General features: G+C 42.5%; 18 protein-coding genes and 1 pseudogene. 16 read left to right on the top strand and 3 right to left on the bottom strand.

Annotated elements, in window-relative coordinates:
- Positions 1-77 precede the first annotated feature (77 nt).
- Both HNQ84_RS03655 and HNQ84_RS03650 read left to right on the top strand, forming a co-directional pair.
- The gene (locus tag HNQ84_RS03655; RefSeq protein ID WP_435621211.1) at positions 78-509 is read left to right on the top strand and encodes a hypothetical protein; all 432 of its coding nucleotides are present in this window, start codon (positions 78-80) and stop codon (positions 507-509) included.
- On the top strand, positions 506-1,627 hold the full coding sequence (locus tag HNQ84_RS03650; protein WP_435621210.1) for a glycerate kinase: 1,122 nt from the start codon (positions 506-508) through the stop codon (positions 1,625-1,627). Before HNQ84_RS03655 ends, HNQ84_RS03650 begins: the two co-directional genes overlap by 4 nt.
- 86 nt (positions 1,628-1,713) lie before the next feature.
- On the opposite strand, the gene HNQ84_RS03645 is transcribed toward HNQ84_RS03650, so the two are convergent.
- Positions 1,714-3,000: a methyl-accepting chemotaxis protein gene (locus HNQ84_RS03645; protein ID WP_435621209.1), complete on the bottom strand. Its 1,287-nt coding sequence runs from the start codon at positions 2,998-3,000 to the stop codon at positions 1,714-1,716.
- 195 nt (positions 3,001-3,195) lie between these two features.
- Between HNQ84_RS03645 and HNQ84_RS03640 the strand changes: the two genes are divergently transcribed.
- The 8 genes from HNQ84_RS03640 to bioC all read left to right on the top strand — a co-directional run bounded on the left by HNQ84_RS03640 (position 3,196) and on the right by bioC (position 12,055).
- Positions 3,196-5,493 (top strand): putative bifunctional diguanylate cyclase/phosphodiesterase, encoded by a 2,298-nt coding sequence (locus HNQ84_RS03640; protein ID WP_435621208.1) that lies wholly within the window; start codon positions 3,196-3,198, stop codon positions 5,491-5,493.
- 119 nt (positions 5,494-5,612) lie between these two features.
- Positions 5,613-6,473, top strand: a complete 861-nt coding sequence (locus HNQ84_RS03635) for an ABC transporter ATP-binding protein (RefSeq protein WP_435621207.1) — start codon at positions 5,613-5,615, stop codon at positions 6,471-6,473.
- On the top strand, positions 6,409-7,341 hold the full coding sequence (locus HNQ84_RS03630) for an iron-hydroxamate ABC transporter substrate-binding protein (protein WP_435621206.1): 933 nt from the start codon (positions 6,409-6,411) through the stop codon (positions 7,339-7,341). The genes HNQ84_RS03635 and HNQ84_RS03630 overlap by 65 nt, the downstream gene beginning before the upstream one ends.
- Before the next feature lie 62 nt (positions 7,342-7,403).
- Positions 7,404-8,378, top strand: a complete 975-nt coding sequence (locus HNQ84_RS03625) for a FecCD family ABC transporter permease (RefSeq protein WP_435621312.1) — start codon at positions 7,404-7,406, stop codon at positions 8,376-8,378.
- Positions 8,375-9,385, top strand: a complete 1,011-nt coding sequence (locus tag HNQ84_RS03620) for a FecCD family ABC transporter permease (protein ID WP_435621205.1) — start codon at positions 8,375-8,377, stop codon at positions 9,383-9,385. Before HNQ84_RS03625 ends, HNQ84_RS03620 begins: the two co-directional genes overlap by 4 nt.
- Before the next feature lie 63 nt (positions 9,386-9,448).
- Positions 9,449-10,618, top strand: coding sequence for an 8-amino-7-oxononanoate synthase (gene bioF / locus HNQ84_RS03615; protein ID WP_435621204.1), 1,170 nt, complete (start codon positions 9,449-9,451; stop codon positions 10,616-10,618).
- Positions 10,615-11,295, top strand: coding sequence for an alpha/beta fold hydrolase (locus HNQ84_RS03610; protein ID WP_435621203.1), 681 nt, complete (start codon positions 10,615-10,617; stop codon positions 11,293-11,295). The genes bioF and HNQ84_RS03610 overlap by 4 nt, the downstream gene beginning before the upstream one ends.
- A complete protein-coding gene (gene bioC, locus HNQ84_RS03605; RefSeq protein ID WP_435621202.1) occupies positions 11,288-12,055 on the top strand; it encodes a malonyl-ACP O-methyltransferase BioC in 768 nt (255 codons plus the stop codon). The genes HNQ84_RS03610 and bioC overlap by 8 nt, the downstream gene beginning before the upstream one ends.
- Here bioC and speD read toward each other — a convergent pair.
- Positions 12,048-12,821 carry an adenosylmethionine decarboxylase gene (gene speD / locus HNQ84_RS03600; protein ID WP_435621311.1) on the bottom strand — a complete coding sequence of 258 codons (774 nt, stop codon included), beginning with the start codon at positions 12,819-12,821 and terminating at the stop codon, positions 12,048-12,050. The two genes, bioC and speD, sit on opposite strands and share 8 nt — an antisense overlap.
- On the opposite strand from speD, the gene HNQ84_RS03595 reads away from it, so the two are divergent.
- The 6 genes from HNQ84_RS03595 to HNQ84_RS03570 all read left to right on the top strand — a co-directional run bounded on the left by HNQ84_RS03595 (position 12,806) and on the right by HNQ84_RS03570 (position 15,224).
- The gene (locus HNQ84_RS03595; protein WP_435621310.1) at positions 12,806-13,297 is read left to right on the top strand and encodes an NAD-binding protein; all 492 of its coding nucleotides are present in this window, start codon (positions 12,806-12,808) and stop codon (positions 13,295-13,297) included. The genes speD and HNQ84_RS03595 overlap by 16 nt on opposite strands.
- Positions 13,266-13,463 carry a TrkA C-terminal domain-containing protein gene (locus tag HNQ84_RS03590; RefSeq protein ID WP_246348809.1) on the top strand — a complete coding sequence of 66 codons (198 nt, stop codon included), beginning with the start codon at positions 13,266-13,268 and terminating at the stop codon, positions 13,461-13,463. Before HNQ84_RS03595 ends, HNQ84_RS03590 begins: the two co-directional genes overlap by 32 nt.
- A 226-nt stretch (positions 13,464-13,689) precedes the next feature.
- Positions 13,690-13,977 carry a hypothetical protein gene (locus HNQ84_RS03585; RefSeq protein WP_032099828.1) on the top strand — a complete coding sequence of 96 codons (288 nt, stop codon included), beginning with the start codon at positions 13,690-13,692 and terminating at the stop codon, positions 13,975-13,977.
- Between the two features lie 117 nt (positions 13,978-14,094).
- Positions 14,095-14,355: a hypothetical protein gene (locus HNQ84_RS03580; protein WP_032099827.1), complete on the top strand. Its 261-nt coding sequence runs from the start codon at positions 14,095-14,097 to the stop codon at positions 14,353-14,355.
- Positions 14,352-14,750, top strand: a complete 399-nt coding sequence (locus HNQ84_RS03575; protein ID WP_032099826.1) for a retropepsin-like aspartic protease — start codon at positions 14,352-14,354, stop codon at positions 14,748-14,750. The genes HNQ84_RS03580 and HNQ84_RS03575 overlap by 4 nt, the downstream gene beginning before the upstream one ends.
- Positions 14,751-15,080: 330 nt before the next feature.
- Complete coding sequence (locus tag HNQ84_RS03570; protein ID WP_435621201.1) at positions 15,081-15,224, top strand: hypothetical protein; 144 nt, start codon at positions 15,081-15,083, stop codon at positions 15,222-15,224.
- Positions 15,225-15,545: 321 nt separating this feature from the next.
- Here HNQ84_RS03570 and HNQ84_RS03565 read toward each other — a convergent pair.
- Positions 15,546-16,775, bottom strand: a pseudogene (locus HNQ84_RS03565) (IS110 family RNA-guided transposase).
- Positions 16,776-17,009 lie beyond the last annotated feature (234 nt).

Below are 17,009 nucleotides of genomic sequence, written 5' to 3'. Positions count from 1 at the left end.
AGGAATGATGTTGTGAAAACATTTTCACTTGTATTATTATTTATTATTAAGGAACATCATTGGAAAGGGAATGACTTATGGAATGTGGTGACAAACAATTATTTTATGTTGAAGGCATGTTTATTTGCGCCCATGAGCGAACGGTTGATGTACAAGTCAAAGGAGAGACGCTCACATTTACGACGACAGAACCGCTCATCGGTTTTTGTGCGGGAGATGATGTTGGCGTCGCTTTTTGTGAAATGGGTGAAGAAAAAAAACTTATTTCCATTGAACGACAAGACGGTTCACCGCTTTCGTATGTGAACGGTGAATGGTTTGCGGAAATTATATTTATCGATTCGGTGGATGAGACAACATTTTTATTTGATTTATATCGTTCTCCTTATCGTGATGATGAACGAATGGTAACAAGCGAACCGCTTTCGCGCGAACGTGGAACGATTATGACCGTTGTGTTTGTTCGACAAGACGGAAAAAATGTATTAAAGAAGGTGGTGAGCGGATGAATGTAGTCATTGCACCCGATTCATTTAAAGGAAGTTTATTAGCGAGTGAAGTGTGCACCATCATTAAAGAAGCGTTTCACTGTGAATATCCAGAAGCGACAGTCATCGCTGTTCCGATGGCAGACGGGGGAGAAGGGACGATGGAAGCGATCGTTTCCGCGATGAACGGCTCCGTTCAATATGTCACAGTTCGCGATCCGCTTTTTGAAACGAGGCAGGCGGCATATGGTGTTGTTCAAGATACAGCGGTCATTGAAGTTGCTCAAGTCATCGGTTTGCCGCTCGTTCCAATGGAAAGGCGCAATCCGCTTCACACGACTACGTATGGTGTTGGGGAAATGATTATGTCAGCGCTTCATGCGGGGTATCGCCGTTTCGTCATTGGGCTTGGCGGAAGTAGTACAAACGACGGTGGGTTCGGCATGTTATGTGCGCTCGGTGCGACGTTTACGAACGACAAAGGAGAACCGTTGCCTCCGATCCCGTCTTCTTTACCGCATATTGCCTATGTTGATATGACATCCGTTGATCGACGTGTATACGAAAGCGAGTTTCTCATTGCATGTGATGTCGATAATCCGCTTTATGGGGAGCGAGGGGCATCGTACGTATTTGGACCGCAAAAGGGGGCAGATCGTGAAACGGTTCGCACATTAGATAAATGGCTACATACGTATGCAAAAACTATCGAACAGCGAATCGGTCGTTCATATGCACATGAGCAGGGAGCTGGAGCGGCAGGCGGTTTAGGTTTTGCCTTTTTATTGCTTGGAGGAAAATTAATTTCTGGAGCAAAACTTGTCGGGGAAACGGTGCAACTACCGGAAAAAATGAAATGTGCACATATTGTCATTACGGGAGAAGGGCAAAGTGATGAACAAACGTTGTACGGGAAAGTTCCGTGTTACGTTGGACAACTGGCGAACGAATATGACGTCCCTGCTTTTTTATTGTCCGGCAGTCTCGGCGATGGATTTGAAAAACTATATACATATTTTGTTAGTTGCGATGCGATTGCGACAAAACCGATGACGGTAGAACAATGTATGCAATCCGCACATTCTCTTTTATATACGAAAGCACGCAACCTTGCCCGTACGTTCAAACGGTTTTCCTAGTTGAGAACCGTTTCATTTACGCCTTTTTTATTTTTATTAAACATTGTTCTAAATAAACAATAAACAAGGGGAGAAGCACCCCTTGTTTATTCCGCTTGTTCGACTAATTGCATAGACAAGGAAGATAAATGTTTCATCACGCGATGAATTTCTTCAATTGATCGCAAAATATAGTCGATTTGTTGTTGGTTTTCTTGGAACAGATGAGTATGATGATCGAGTTCTATTTTTGAAGCAACCATTGCTCCTTTTGTTTGTTCAACTTGACTAGAAGCTTCTTTTGCCATTGTACTCATATCGTTCATTTTGTGGACAAGGGTTGCAACTTGATGGTAGTTCGTTTCTATTCCTTCAATGATGTGTGTGCTCATTTGTTTTGTATGTTCAGCTAGTTTTCGTACTTCATCAGCAACGACAGCAAATCCTTTTCCTGCTTCTCCTGCTCGAGCCGCTTCAATTGCAGCGTTTAAAGCGAGCAAATTTGTTTGATCCGCAATCGTTTGAATTTGAGAAGACGTATTACGTATACTTTCAGATGAGTTAGATAATTGTTGCAAAATCGTAAGTACATCGTTTACTTTATCGACCACTTCATCGAATGTTTTGCGCGTTTGTTCAACTTGTTGTTCTGTTGAGTTCATAAGGCTAGATAAGTTTTGACTACTTTTCTGCGTCATTTCTGTTTGTTCTCTCACTTTTCTTGCTTTTTCTCCGGCTTCACTTAGCCCTGCCTCCGTTTGTTCAATTGAAGCGGCAAGCTGCTGACCCATATCACGTAATTGTAATTGAGTAGCGGTTTGTTTTTTAGTTAGTTGCTCCAACTGTTGCATTCGATCATCCATATAGGCACTCATAATGAGTTGTGAGTCAAAGTTAATAAGATGAAAGAGAGCAGTTATTATGTGAGTCCACCGATCAATTCGCCCTTCCTGTTCCGCATATGTTAATAGGCGTGGAAGAAGAGCTGTTACAATTGCTTCATATGTTGCGATCATCCATTCGATTGGTAAGCCACGTTTATGATGATTACTACCGAGCTGTTTCCGAAAAGAAATATAATCTTCATTAATTGTTGCTGAAAAGAGAGAATCAACATATTCAACAAATACTTGTTTTAAACGTTCCCGCGTCGTTTTTGCATGTGCGACTGACTGCAATAGTGAAAATGAGTATAAATGATTAAGCACATCCTCGACGGCCTCATCAACATGTTCCATAACGAGCGGTTTTATTTCCCGTAATAGTTGTAAATGTCCTTCTTTCACTCCCATGTAAGACAATCGTGCTTTCACTTCATTTGTTGTATGTACAATAGGTTCTCTACTGTCTAAGTGAAATGGCGGAAACTGTTTTTTATATTTAGCAAAAAGCATGGAACATCACTCCTTGTTATTGTTGTAATACAATTATATTCCTTGCATTATGAATTGACGAACAATAATGCGCTCCCAATATATTAAACATTGTTTTAAATAAACAACTAAAAAAACACATTTTTAAGCGCTCGGCTAGTTGTCCTACTCGTTTCTTTTTCTTGCGCATATGATGTGAGAAAAGGAGGGATGCGAGTGCAAGTCATCATATTTTTATATGTCATCGCTTATTACATCGCATTGTTTAGTATGCCTAGACAAACAGAAGTGATTGTTGGCTCGTTCTTTTCGTTAGGTGGCATACTTCTTTCAATCATTTTATTATGGAGAGCGTCTATTCGTATAAAAACAAATGAACGTATATTTTGGAAATGGATGACCGCTGGTGCAATTTTCTATTTTATCGCTGAAATGATTTATCGCCTATATGAATGGGCGTTACAAACAGAGCCGCCGTTTCCAGGGTGGGCAGACGTATTTTATATTTTATATTCTCTTGCCTACATCGCAGCGCTAGTATATATCGTGATGCAACAGCAAAAAACCGTTGTCATATGGCAGTCATTATGGGATGCGCTCATTGTGACGTGTGTGATTATGGCATATAGCTGGATATATATTGTTCAACCGATCACCTATTTGGAAGAAGAAGTGTTATACATTTCTATTTTAGTTACTTATCCACTTCTTGATCTCGTCATGTTATTTTTACTTTTGTTTCTCTTTTTTGCAACAAACGTTCGCCGCATTTGGTTATGGAATATCGCCGGTGTTGGATGTTTTATATTTACAGATACTATTTATTTCATACAAATGATGCAATTTCATTATGAATCGAATTCATGGTTAGATCCATTATGGATTTTAAGTGTACTTATGATCGGGCTGTCAGGCTATCTCGCCAAAGATGGGGATTTATCGTTTCAAAAAAGGGAACATCTTTCGATCATCAAAGTCATTTTTCCGTATGTATGTTTTCTTATTTTAACGTGTGCCCCTTTTATTTCCTCAGACGATCGCGTCGTCATCGCCTGTCTCGTTTTTGCGGTCGGGTTGATTTTCATTCGTCAATTTATGACGCTGCAAGAAAATCGACAGCTTTTGCAACGACTTCAAATATTAAATGACGACTTAGAGCAGAAAGTAGCGATACGAACAAGGGAATTAACGTATGTAAACGAACAACTTGCTTATGCCGCAAATCACGATTTTTTAACAGGACTTTTCAATCGGCGAGCATTCGTCACCAAGCTTGAGCGGGAGATCATTCGTGCTAAAAATGAGCAACGTTGTCTCGCTGTCATTTTTATTGACATTGACCGTTTTAAACATATTAATGACTATTTTGGCCATCACATTGGGGATGAATTAATTGTACACATTGGAAAGGTATTAAAAGAAAAAGCCCGCCCAACCGACATTGTCGCTCGACAAGGCGGTGATGAATTTACAATTATTTTTACACCGTTACATCATATCGATGAGCTTCGTCGTTTTGTCAATGACATCGTTTCTATTAGTCAGCAACCGATCGCCGTTCAACATTTAGATATGCGCATATCGCTTAGCGTAGGAGTAGCGGTGTATCCGTATGATGGGGAAACGGGCGATACGTTAATGAAACATGCTGATATGGCAATGTATCGCGCGAAAGAACAAGGGAAAAACCAATATCAGTTTTTTAACGGTGAAATGGATCGCGTTATCTTACAAAAAACGACGATTGAAACCGCGCTCCACGAAGCGATTGAAAAAAAACAGTTTACGCTATTTTATCAACCACAATTTGATGTGCAAACAGGGGAATTAATTGGGATGGAGGCGCTCATTCGCTGGATTCACCCAAAGCTCGGTATGATTTCACCAAGTGTGTTCATCCCGATTGCTGAAGAAACAGGGCAAATTATTGCGATTGGTGAATGGGTGATGGAAGAGGCGTGTCGTCAAGTGAAAGCGTGGAACGAACAGATGGGGCGATCGTTTCGTATGAGCGTCAATATTTCACCAAAACAATTTTTAAAAGAAAATTTTGTTGAACATATTCATTCGGTCTTACAACAAACGAACTTGTCCCCAAACCAACTCGATTTAGAAATTACAGAAGGAGTGGCTGTATTTAACGAACAATATACAATCCGTAAGCTACAACAATTAAAACAGCTCGGTGTTTGCATTTCGATTGACGATTTCGGAACGGGCTATTCGTCACTTAGTTATTTACGTAAATTTCCAATTGATCGTTTAAAAATTGCAAAACCATTTATTGACGGAATTACAGAAGAAAAAGAAGACGTTGCTGTTGTAAAAGCTATCATTGTACTTGCGAAAAACTTAAAATTACGCGTCATTGCAGAAGGGGTAGAAACGTTGCAACAATTGCACATTCTTCGCTCGTTACAATGCGATGAAATTCAAGGATATGTGCTCGGAAAGCCCGTGTCTGCCCACCTTTTTTCAAAAACGTACATCGAAAACCAGCTTCTAACTGATTGAAGTTGGTTTTTTTAAAAAATTTATTGACAATGATAATCAATTGATGTAGTTTAAAATATGTATTGATATTAATTATCAATATCGATCAGTCAACTTGACGTTCAAGGGGGAAAACATATATGCCGCGGTTGTATACAGAGCAGCTTTCTGTTGGATATGGCGAACGCGTCATTGTCGACCGATTAACTGTACATATTCCAGATGAAAAAATCACGACAATTATCGGGCCGAACGGTTGTGGGAAATCGACGCTGTTAAAAGCGATGACACGCATTATCCGTTATCAAGAAGGCGCAGTCATTTTAGACGGCAAACAAATTTCGCAAGAGCATACGAAATGGTTAGCGCAAAAAATGGCTATTTTACCGCAAACGCCGGAAAGCCCTGGCGGTTTAACGGTCGGCGAGCTCGTTTCTTACGGACGGTTTCCGTATCAAAAAGGATTCGGTCGGCTAACGAAGCGAGACTATGAAGTCATCGATTGGGCGCTTGAAGTGACTGGAACAATCGAGTTTAAACATCGTTCGCTTGATTCACTATCTGGCGGCCAACGACAACGGGTATGGATTGCGATGGCGCTTGCGCAAGAAACAAATATCATCTTTTTAGATGAGCCGACAACATATTTAGATATGGCTCATCAATTAGAAGTGCTCGAATTACTCCAGCGTCTGAACCACGAACAAAAACGCACGATCGTCATGGTGCTACATGATTTAAATCAAGCGGCACGTTTCGCAGATTATATGATTGCGATGAAGGACGGAAAAATTGTTCAAGCGGGAACGTGCGAACAAGTGATGACGCCAGATGTATTACGCCATGTGTTTCATATTGACGCGGAAATCGGTCGTGACCCCCGAACAAACAAACCAATTTGTATCACATACCATTTAATAAAAGGAGATGCACAACATGTTGAAAAAACGAATGATGTCCATTCTTCTTTTGTTCGTCCTCATCTTGAGTGCGTGCGGTAACGAAGCAACAGAAAACGAACAAGAAAAGGCAACAAAAGAAACGAACGAACCAAAAACGATGACGTATCAATCAGAAACAGGTCCAGTTGAAGTGCCTACACATCCGAAGCGTGTTGTTGTTTTATCATCATTTTTAGCAGGTAGTGTGATGGCGTTAGATGTGCCAATTGTTGGTGTGGACTCTTGGGCAAAAATGAACCCGCGTTATGAGCCATATTTAAAAGATGCAAAAGAAGTGACAGATGAAAGTTTAGAACAAATAATTGAGCTTGAGCCAGATTTAATTATTGCAGCGTCAACAAACAAAAACTTAGATAAATTAAAAGAAATTGCTCCAACAGTCACATATACGTACGGAAAAGTAGACTATTTAACACAACATTTAGAAATTGGAAAGTTATTAAATAAAGAAGAAGAAGCGAAAAAATGGATCGACGACTTTAAAAAACGGGCACAAGAAGCCGGTGAAAAAATTCGCGAAAAAATTGGTGAGGATGCAACGGTTTCGGTCATTGAAAATTTCGATAAGCAATTGTACGTGTTCGGAAACAACTGGGGTCGCGGAACAGAAATTTTATATCAAGAAATGAAATTAAACATGCCAAAAGCAGTAGAAGAACATGCGTTAAAAGATGGATACTATGCAATTTCACTTGAAGTGCTTCCACAATTTGCCGGCGATTACGTCATTTTCAGCAAAAATGCAGATGGCGACCTTTCATTTACAGAAACAGAAACGTACAAAAATATTCCAGCAGTAAAAAACAATCGCGTCTTTGAAGCGGATGCAAAAGAATTTTACTTTAACGATCCAATTACATTAGAATACCAGCTTGAGTTTTTCAAAAAGCACTTTTTAGGAGAGTAATATAAAAGAAGGAGGAGTTCGTCGTGAATTCCTCTTTCTTTATGTATGGAGAAAAAGAGGGGATGCATATGCTAAAAAAATTTTCGCTCGCTTTCATTGTATTCATTGCGACATTCATTGGCGCAATTGTCGTCGGGGCAGCCGAAACGACAATGAAAGACGTATGGCTAGCTGTCACGGCACCGAAGACAAACGAAGTTGCAACGATGATTTATGAAGTTCGTTTGCCACGTGAAGTCGCAGCGGTCGTCGTGGGGGCAGCTTTAGCTGTCGCTGGCGCCATTATGCAAGGGATGACACGAAATCCGCTCGCAGATCCTGGACTTATTGGGTTAACCGCAGGGGCGAATGTTGCGTTAGCGGTGATGTTTGCGTTTTTTCCTTCCGCTACATATATGCAAACCGTATTCGCTTGCTTTGGCGGAGCGGCCTTTGGTAGCTTGCTTGTATTCGGTATTGGCGCAAAGCAATTTTCACCGTTTCGCATTGTACTAGCTGGTGCCGCGATTTCTACCTTCTTATATGCGGTCGCAGAAGGGATTGGACTCATATATAAAGTGTCAAAAGATGTATCGATGTGGACAGCTGGTGGGATGATGGGGACGACATGGCATGAACTGAAAATCGTTACCCCATTCATTTGTTTCGCGTTGCTTTTCGCTTTTTGGCAAAGTCGACAGTTAACGATTTTAAGTATGAGTGAAGAAGTAGCTGTCGGACTTGGCCAGCAACTGACGCGTGTAAAAACGATTCTTTTTTTCATCGTCATTGTACTAGCTGGTGCGTCTGTCGCGCTTGTTGGCAACTTAGCGTTCGTCGGTTTAATGATTCCCCATCTCGTTCGTTCGTTCGTCGGAACAGATTATCGTTTTATTTTGCCGATGAGCGCGATCGGTGGGGCAACGTTTATGTTGTTTGCAGATACAATCGCACGAATGATTCATGCGCCATATGAGACACCCGTTGTCGCAGTTGTGGCGGTTATGGGGCTTCCGTTTTTTCTTTTCATTGTGCGTAAAGGAGAGAAAATGTTATGATCGTACCTCAGTTACGAAAAAAACAGCGCATCATTTTGCTCGTTTTGCTTATGTTCATTTGCATAACGGCCATCATCAGCATGGGGACAGGCTATTCATCGTTATCTTTCGACCGGCTCATTCCGGTGCTATTAGGTGAAGGGACATTTAAAGAACAGTTCGTTCTTTTCTCCATTCGCTTACCACGCATCGCGATCACATTGCTTGCAGGAATGGCATTAGCGTTATCCGGTGCGATTTTACAAATCATTATGCGCAACGATTTAGCTGATCCAGGTGTCGTCGGTATAAACGCTGGTGCTGGTGTGGCGGTTGCTCTGTTCTTTTTATTTATTCCGATTCAAGCTCCATCGTTTGCTTATATCATTCCGCTTGTTGCTTTTTGTGGTGCGCTACTTACAGCCATCCTCATTTATGCGTTATCATACAATAAACAAACGGGGCTTCAACCGATTCGGCTCGTGTTAATCGGGATCGGTTGTGCAACAGCGTTTTCAGGATTCATGATTGTACTCATTTCGGGAGCGGATCGGACGAAGGTAGATTTTATTGCGAAATGGTTAGCTGGAGGGATTTGGGGGATGGATTGGGCGTTTGTGCTTGCTTTATTGCCGTGGCTTATGATTCTTGTCCCTTTTGTTTTATATAAAGCCCATCGTCTGAATGTATTACAATTGAGCGATCCGGTAGCTGTTGGCATCGGGCTATCACTTGATCGGGAACGACTTGTTTTATTACTCACAGCAGTCGCACTTGCTGCATCGGCAGTGTCCGTTACAGGCGGTATCGCATTTGTTGGTTTAATGGCGCCACATATCGCTCGTGCGCTTGTCGGACCCCGTAATGAATTAAGCTTACCTGTCGCCATGCTGATGGGCGGTGCGTTGTTATTGCTTGCTGATACGATTGGACGAAATCTTATTGAACCGGACGGTCTTCCTGCCGGTGTGCTCGTGTCGCTCATCGGTGCGCCTTATTTTGTTTATTTATTATGGAAAAAGAAATAAACGTATGATACGATAAGTGTAAACTTTTTTGTTTATAAGGTTTACAAAAGGGGGAGAGGTGCATTGTGGGAGGAATTGCAATTACATATCGAACAACTTGCGGGCAAAGCGCAAAAACGAACATTAGTCAAAACAGAAAGTGACGGTTGTTTTATACATATGGACGGGCGTCATCTATTTAATTTGTCATCGAACAACTATTTAGGTCTCGCAAATGACGAACGGTTAATTCGTGCGAGCATCGAAGCAACAAGAAGATACGGCGTTGGAGCGACTGCTTCACGCCTTGTCGTTGGAAATCATCCGCTGTATGAACAAGCAGAAGAAGCGTTGATCCGTTGGAAAGGTTGTGAAGCCGCACTTATTATCAATAGCGGCTATACAGCTAACGTCGGTATTCTTTCTGCCTTAGCCGGACGGGATACACTGATTTTTAGTGATAAATGGAATCATGCAAGCATTGTTGATGGCGCTCTGTTAAGCCGGGCGGAAGTGAAACGCTATCGCCATGCCGATATGGACCATTTAGAGATGTTATTAAAGAAAGCAGAAAAACATAAACAGAAAATCATTGTGACGGATACGATTTTCAGTATGGACGGAGATGTTGCACCGTTACGTGATCTCGTTATGTTAAAAGAAACGTACGGTGCAATGCTCATCGTGGATGAAGCACATGCGAGTGGTGTGTATGGGAAAAATGGAGAAGGAATGGCTCACGAACTTCAACTAGCACAACATATTGACATACATATGGGGACATGTAGTAAGGCGCTTGGTGCATATGGGGCATACGTCACTGGAAAACGCGTCTTTATCGATTATTTGATTAACACGATGCGTCCATTTATTTTTACAACCGCATTACCTCCAAGCGTTCTCAGTGCCATTTGTGCAGCTGTTGATATTGTGCAACAAGAACGATCATTGCGCCATCATTTACATGCGTTAAGCGATTATTTTCGCACGCATCTGCAGCATGCGGGATTCGATATTGGTGAAAGCACGACGCACATTGTGCCGATCATCGTTGGCGACAACGAACGGGCACTTACGTTTAGCGCTCAATTGCGCGAGCGTGGTATTGCTGCTGTTGCGATTCGCCCACCAACTGTACCAGAAGGCACAGCGCGCATTCGTTTTTCACTCATGGCGACGATGACAAACCAACAGATTGATTGGGCGCTTTCACATATTTTTGAAGTTGGAAAAGAAATGGGGCTGATCGCATGAACGCGTTATTATTGCCTGGATGGGGGATGAAAAGTGACGTTTTTACCCCGCTCATTGAAGCGCTTCAGCTAAATGATGTCACGATCGTTGAATGGGAGCATATGCGCGATGTGAATCATTTTTTTACGAAAGCCAAAGAAGCGTTGCACGCTCCTTCGCTTGTTATCGGTTGGTCTCTTGGATCGCTTGTCGCTTTACAACTCGGTATGCACCCGTATGTTACGCATCTTGTATGTATCGGTGGCACAAGCCGATTTACAACATCAGAAAATTATCATGCAGGTTGGCATGCGCGTGTTGTTGAGCGTATGAAAGTACAAGTAGTGCGACAACCAGATAAAACGATTCAATCGTTTATTGATATGTTGTGGGGAGAGAAAGAAGCACAGCCTTTCCCTTATATGCATAATCGTATACCAGACTTATTGCTTGGTTTAGATTACTTACTAACGACAGATGTACGAGACCAGCTACAACAAATGGATGTGCCACTTTTACTTATTCACGGTGAACAAGATCGCATTTGCCCTCCGCAAGCTGCGCAGTATATATACGAGCGAACAAGGAATTGTACGTTGACGCTTTTACGAAACGTCGGACATGCACCACACGTCACGCAACCATATGCGTGCGCTCATGTCATTCAAACATGGTTAGGTGGTGGAAGCAATGATTGATAAACAATTGATGCAAAAACGATTTAGCGAACGAGCAAAAACGTACGATCAGTTTGCTAACGTACAAAAAAAGATGGCACATAAATTAATGACGCATATCGCTCGCCCGCCAAAAACGATTTTAGAGATCGGGTGTGGCACAGGATATTTAACGAAGTTGTTACACGATGCGTATCCGCATGCGAAGCTAACAGCTTTTGACATCGCACCCGGTATGATTGAGACAGCGAAACAAAGGCTCGGTGCGACGTCAATAACATGGCGATGTGCGGATGTGGAAGAAGTAACGTTTCATGAGACGTACGATTTAATTATTTCCAACGCAACGTTCCAGTGGTTCACCAATCCAAAACAAACGATCGCCAAACTCGCCGAGCGACGAAACAACGGAGGGCAACTTCTTTTTTCAACGTTTGGCAACGGCACGTTTCACGAGTTGCACACCTCATTTGCTTACGCTTTAGCGAAACAACATATTCATGAGCCGCTTCGCATCGGCCCGTCGTTTCCAACGTTTTCTGAGTGGCTTCATATGCATGCACATGCTCGTGGACATGAACAGTTTGAAGTCGAATATTTTCCATCTGTACGCGATTTTTTCTTATCCCTTCGTCATATCGGCGCAACAAATAGTACGTCTGGACGTTATTGCCAACGTCCGTCTGTGTTTAAAACGATGATGAACGAATACGAAAGCCGATTTGCTGAACATGGCTTCATTCGTACGACATATCATTGCATTTGGATTGACATCACTTAGGTGGTGTCATGTTTTTTCCGTAAAAAATTTCATCCATTTCAATACGCAATTTATGTGTAATAGCTTCAGCTTCTTCTTTTGTCAGTTGATCTTTTGACAACTCAAACAAATAGCTATCTAAATCAAACTCGCGTAACTTACATTTTGTATGAAAAATATGTTCTTGATACACGTTCACGTCAATCATATCGTATTGTTTCCGAATGTCGTCAGGAATGTAGTTTTGAATCGATGTAATATCGTGATCAATAAATAATTTTTTTCCAGAAATGTCGCGTGTAAATCCACGCACACGATAGTCGATAATCATAATATCGGTCTCGAACGAGCGAATTAAATAATCAAGCGCCTTTAACGGTGAAATTTCTCCACACGTGGCGACATCAATATCCGCCCGAAACGTGCTAATCCCATCGTTCGGATGATATTCAGGATATGTATGCACGGTAATATGACTTTTATCGAGCGCACAAACGACCGCTTGCGGCACAGGCGGCTCTTCTTTCGGCACTTCAATCGGCCCTTCTGATATAAGCATCGTGACGCTCGCCCCTTGTGGCACGTAATCTTGCTTAGCGATGTTTAAAATGTGCGCCCCAATCATATCCGCCACGTTTTTTAAAATACTTGTCAACCGTTCCGCATTATACACCTCGTCAATGTATGCAATATACGCTTCCCGCTCGTTTGCACTTGTCGTATAACAAATATCGTACATATTAAAACTAAGCGATTTCGTTAAGTTGTTAAATCCGTGTAGTTTCATCATACATCTTCCTTTCTTTTTTCTTATCTTGCCCCGTTTATGCGAAAAAATTTGTCAAACTCATCGGGACAAATCAATTTACGCTTGCGGCAGTTCGCGATTTGCCGCCAGATGAATATGAAACAACATTGTATCATATTCGCCAAGATAAAATAGAACAAACAGAACACATTTTCCCAATTGTCGATATCGATGATTATTCATTCGAAACGTTACAAGCACATGAGGCATTAACAGTTGACATCGTCGTTTTAACAGGTAACGAACAGACGAACGCCCAAATCGCAACATGGGCAAAAGAGCAAGGCACTCCGCGCGTGATCGCTTTCGCCGAGTCGCCATCCGTTGTTCAACAATTAAAAGAAGTTGGCGTTGAAACGATTTCTCTCTCTATCAGCAGGAGCGATGTTAAAAGCGTTTATCGAATCACCAAACGTTGTCCATATGTTGACACACCGCGACATCACATTGTATGAAATCGAAATGAACAACCTTGCTTATCACGGTGTGCTTCTCCGCCAATTCCCATTTCTCGGCGATTGCATCATCGTCCGCATTTTCCGTGGGCACGAATCGATCGTTCCACACGGCGACACCGAAATGCGCATCGGCGACCGCATGATCATCACGAGGAATATGTGAAAGAATTGCGGGAGTTGTTAGAGGGAGAAACAGAAGATTTTTACTGTGTCATGTAACGAAGCAGTCCACGAGAGGGTGGGTTGCTTGTTTGCTTAAAACTCAGAAAGGAAATGGCCGTCCCGTAGCGAATAATAACAGTAGATGAATTGCGATGTTTACTCGGGTGGAGCGCACCCATCGTTGTATTTAGCTAGTAGTTTTTCTGTGAAGGGGATGCAGAAGGAAGATGAGAAACTGGGCAGTGCTGTTATTTCATACGCTTGGTGTTGCGATAGTTACATATGTTTCATTTTGTTTGGCTCTTTCTGGAATTTTTGAAGCGAACCAATTTCCAAACGGTCTCTTTTTATTCGGGATTGCATTGCTTTTATTTGGCACGTTAGCGATTGGATTCGCGACAAGAAAGTATATCTTTTCTGTTTCTAGCAATAAGCAAGAAAGAAGAAAACTACAAACGAGTTTCATTGTATGTACGATAGCGACGGTTTGGATAGTAGTTTCGTTTTTAGTTTAGGAAGTGGTGGAAGATTACTACTTTCACAAGATTTCCCCAGACTGTTAGTTTGTCAAAAAGATCAGTTTTTTCTTTGTTTGTGTTAAGATAAAAACAAAAAGAAATGGGGGAAAGACGATGAAGTGGGAAGAGATTCGACAAGCTTTTCCGAATCGTTGGGTGCTCATTGAGGCGGTCGATGCTTATACAAATGAGAAAAACGAACGTGTTTTAAACAAATTAATCCCGATTGAAACGTTTTCGGATCCAATGAAAGCAATGAGTGAGTATAAACATCTTCATAAGGAAAACCCTCATCGAGAATTGTATGTTCTTCATACGAATCGTAAAGAAACAAATATTGTGGAAAGAACATGGACGGGAGTGCGCCGAGGATGATAGAGCTTCGTATCGAAGAAGGGATGTTGCTCGCTACATTGCAGTTAACCCATAAAAATCAAACGATTGAGTTAAAAAGAGCGTTAATCGATACCGGCTCAACAGGAACTATCGTATCTGCTGATCAAGCAGCAACAATTGGAATCGTTCCAGAAGAAAACGATTCTATTTATCGAATTAGCGGGGTGGGGGGAACGGAATTTGTTTATGCAAAAATTGTAGATGAAATCATGATAGGATCCATGAAAGCAGCAAATGTTGAAATTGAATTTGGTGCGATGGAGTACGGAGTAGAGCTAGATGCGATTATAGGACTTGATTGTCTTTTGCATATTGGCGCTGTCATCGATTTAGAAAAACTTATTCTTTATAGTAAAGGAAAACGAATAGAATGATTGCCTCTATAGGAATGGCAAACGAGTTTTATTTGATGCACGCTGGCCGAGAGATGAAACGAATGGAAGGAAAGCGGTTCACAAACGGTGAACAGCTTTATTTTTTGGGGTATCTATCTTTTTCTACTATTTCCAGCGATAGAACTATTTTCGTTGGAGGGTGAGAAGATGTATATTTCAAGTTAACTTGCTTGCCAAATTAGGTTGAATGAAAGCATAGTTCATCTCTAGCAGCTTTTGCAAGAAACGGGCGGGGAGTGGGGGGTGATGACGTACGAGGAGTGGCAAAAGCGCCTTCCATTTTGATCGGTGAGTACGTTCCGTTGCGCTGTGTACAAACCTGAACGCTTAGGATACATCGGCAACTTTAACCGAAACAAAATCGACCAAACGAAATCGTACCGGCTGAATCACGAGGAGCTGCAAAAGCAACATATTGAAGTGGAACAAAAGGAAGTCATGGTGAGCCAATGAAACATTGTTCTAAATAATAAATTTGCCTAAAAAATATCAAAAGCAATGGAAAATCCCACAAACTCCGAGGCGCTAAAAGAACGGTTGAAGCGGTACAAATAACGTCATGACACGTAGTTTTTTCGTTCCAAAAGAGTGGGGAATATTGTAAAATAGGAAGAGAGAAACAGAAAAGTCCTGCGGTAATATGTCAAGGTGAAAAATCATCGAAATTGGAAATTCATTTGTCCGATGACCCGAAAAAAGGCAATGCTTAAGAAGCCCAGTCTTGTCTGATGTCATTAACTGGGCTTTGATACAAAATCAGTTAGATCGATACCCCTATCGATCTTCCCCCTTTCTTGGCGTGTAGATTTGACCGTTGCATAGCAGCGCATCGATCACACGCACGAGTTTTCGAGCGGTGAGGACGAGGGCTCGTTTGTGTTGGTGCTTTGGTACTTCCTCATACTTCTTCCGGTAATAGGTGCGAAACGACGCATCATGCCGTTGTACCGAGTTGGCAGCCTCCACTAGGTAGTAACGGAGATAGCGATTGCCGGAACGAATGAGGGAAGTCTCCTCGGCTTGGAACCGACCGGACTGGTGCTTAGACCAAGTCAAACCTGCATATTTCGCTAAGGCAGCTTGGTTGTCAAAGCGCTCGATTTGTCCAATTTCGGCTAAGATCCCGGCAGCGTAAACAGGTCCGATGCCAGGAATCGTTTGTAGCGTATTTGGAATGCCTTCCAAATGGCGAGTAATCGCTTTATCGAGCTCTTTCATTTACGCTTGAAGGCTACGAATGGATTGAATCGATAGGCCTAAAAGCAAGTCGATAGAATCCTCGACACATTTGGAAAGCCGATAGGACGAACGAGCCGCCTTTTGAATGGACTTGGCGATGCATTCCGGATCGGCAAAGCGATTGCGTCCCTTTTGGCGCAAGAAGTCAGCGAGCTGTTGTACGTCCATCTGACTGATTTCGTCTAAGCTAAACGACTCGAGAAGAAGCTCTAAGATGGCATGTCCGAATACGGAGCTGTCCACCTCTTGGGTAAAGGAACTGCACTTGTAAAACAAGTGTTGGAGGAAGTACTGCTTTTCCCGAGTGAGCTGATGGACGAGATGATAGCGCATGCGCGTGAGCCGTTGAAGGGCGATAAACTGTTCTTGCATGACAGCTGTCACTTTCAAACGGCCAAAGCGAAGCCGATCGGCGATGATCCACGCATCGATGCCGTCCGTTTTATCCAAGTCGGTGTACGCTTCTTTAAATTTGCGAATGAGCTTTGGATTGATGGTAAACACCTTGACATTCCAAGACTTCAGCTCCTCCTGTTGGTGGAAAAACATCGCCGGATGCCAGCTGTAGACCGAAGTGGCTTCCATCCCGATGAGAATTTCGGATGGTTGGCGCTCGTTTGCCCATCGGAGGATTTGATCGCGAAGGAAGGTCGCGCCAAGCAGATGATTATCCGTCTTGAATTGGGCGCACGTGTTTCCTTCTTGATCCATGATACACGTGTATAAGTCCGTTGAGCTCACGTCAATCCCGACGTAGAGTTTCATGAGATCACCTCCAATCGTAGTAGGATCGTGGGGTTGGGACTCTTCGGGATGCCCCCGGACCGCGCCTGTTGACCAGTCACCCTCGCGTATGAGAACTCACGTTGGGCCATGGGCTGCCTGGAAGCTGCTCCTTCCAGCATGGGAAACCAACGGGAACAGCCTGCGGGTTAGAAGTCCGAACAGGAGCCGGGGAGACAGACTTTTCAAGTAGTCAAGGCTACAGGAGAGAGAAGA

Origin of the sequence: Anoxybacillus eryuanensis (assembly GCF_051200995.1) — a bacterium.
GTDB classification, from domain to species: Bacteria; Bacillota; Bacilli; order Bacillales; family Anoxybacillaceae; genus Anoxybacillus; species Anoxybacillus tengchongensis.
The sequence above is the reverse complement of the archived record's forward strand: the minus strand, read 5'-3'. Positions and strand labels throughout refer to the sequence as shown.

Bases quoted from the DNA above. Each gene is read 5' to 3' on its own strand.
- HNQ84_RS03655 (WP_435621211.1), top strand. From the start codon at position 78: ATGGAATGTGGTGACAAACAATTATTTTATGTTGAAGGCATGTTTATT.
- HNQ84_RS03650 (WP_435621210.1), top strand. From the start codon at position 506: ATGAATGTAGTCATTGCACCCGATTCATTTAAAGGAAGTTTATTAGCG.
- HNQ84_RS03645 (WP_435621209.1), bottom strand. From the start codon at position 3,000: ATGCTTTTTGCTAAATATAAAAAACAGTTTCCGCCATTTCACTTAGAC.
- HNQ84_RS03635 (WP_435621207.1), top strand. From the start codon at position 5,613: ATGCCGCGGTTGTATACAGAGCAGCTTTCTGTTGGATATGGCGAACGC.
- HNQ84_RS03630 (WP_435621206.1), top strand. From the start codon at position 6,409: ATGTTGAAAAAACGAATGATGTCCATTCTTCTTTTGTTCGTCCTCATC.
- HNQ84_RS03625 (WP_435621312.1), top strand. From the start codon at position 7,404: ATGCATATGCTAAAAAAATTTTCGCTCGCTTTCATTGTATTCATTGCG.
- HNQ84_RS03620 (WP_435621205.1), top strand. From the start codon at position 8,375: ATGATCGTACCTCAGTTACGAAAAAAACAGCGCATCATTTTGCTCGTT.
- HNQ84_RS03610 (WP_435621203.1), top strand. From the start codon at position 10,615: ATGAACGCGTTATTATTGCCTGGATGGGGGATGAAAAGTGACGTTTTT.
- bioC (WP_435621202.1), top strand. From the start codon at position 11,288: ATGATTGATAAACAATTGATGCAAAAACGATTTAGCGAACGAGCAAAA.
- speD (WP_435621311.1), bottom strand. From the start codon at position 12,821: ATGAAACTACACGGATTTAACAACTTAACGAAATCGCTTAGTTTTAAT.
- HNQ84_RS03590 (WP_246348809.1), top strand. From the start codon at position 13,266: ATGTTGACACACCGCGACATCACATTGTATGAAATCGAAATGAACAAC.
- HNQ84_RS03585 (WP_032099828.1), top strand. From the start codon at position 13,690: ATGAGAAACTGGGCAGTGCTGTTATTTCATACGCTTGGTGTTGCGATA.
- HNQ84_RS03580 (WP_032099827.1), top strand. From the start codon at position 14,095: ATGAAGTGGGAAGAGATTCGACAAGCTTTTCCGAATCGTTGGGTGCTC.
- HNQ84_RS03575 (WP_032099826.1), top strand. From the start codon at position 14,352: ATGATAGAGCTTCGTATCGAAGAAGGGATGTTGCTCGCTACATTGCAG.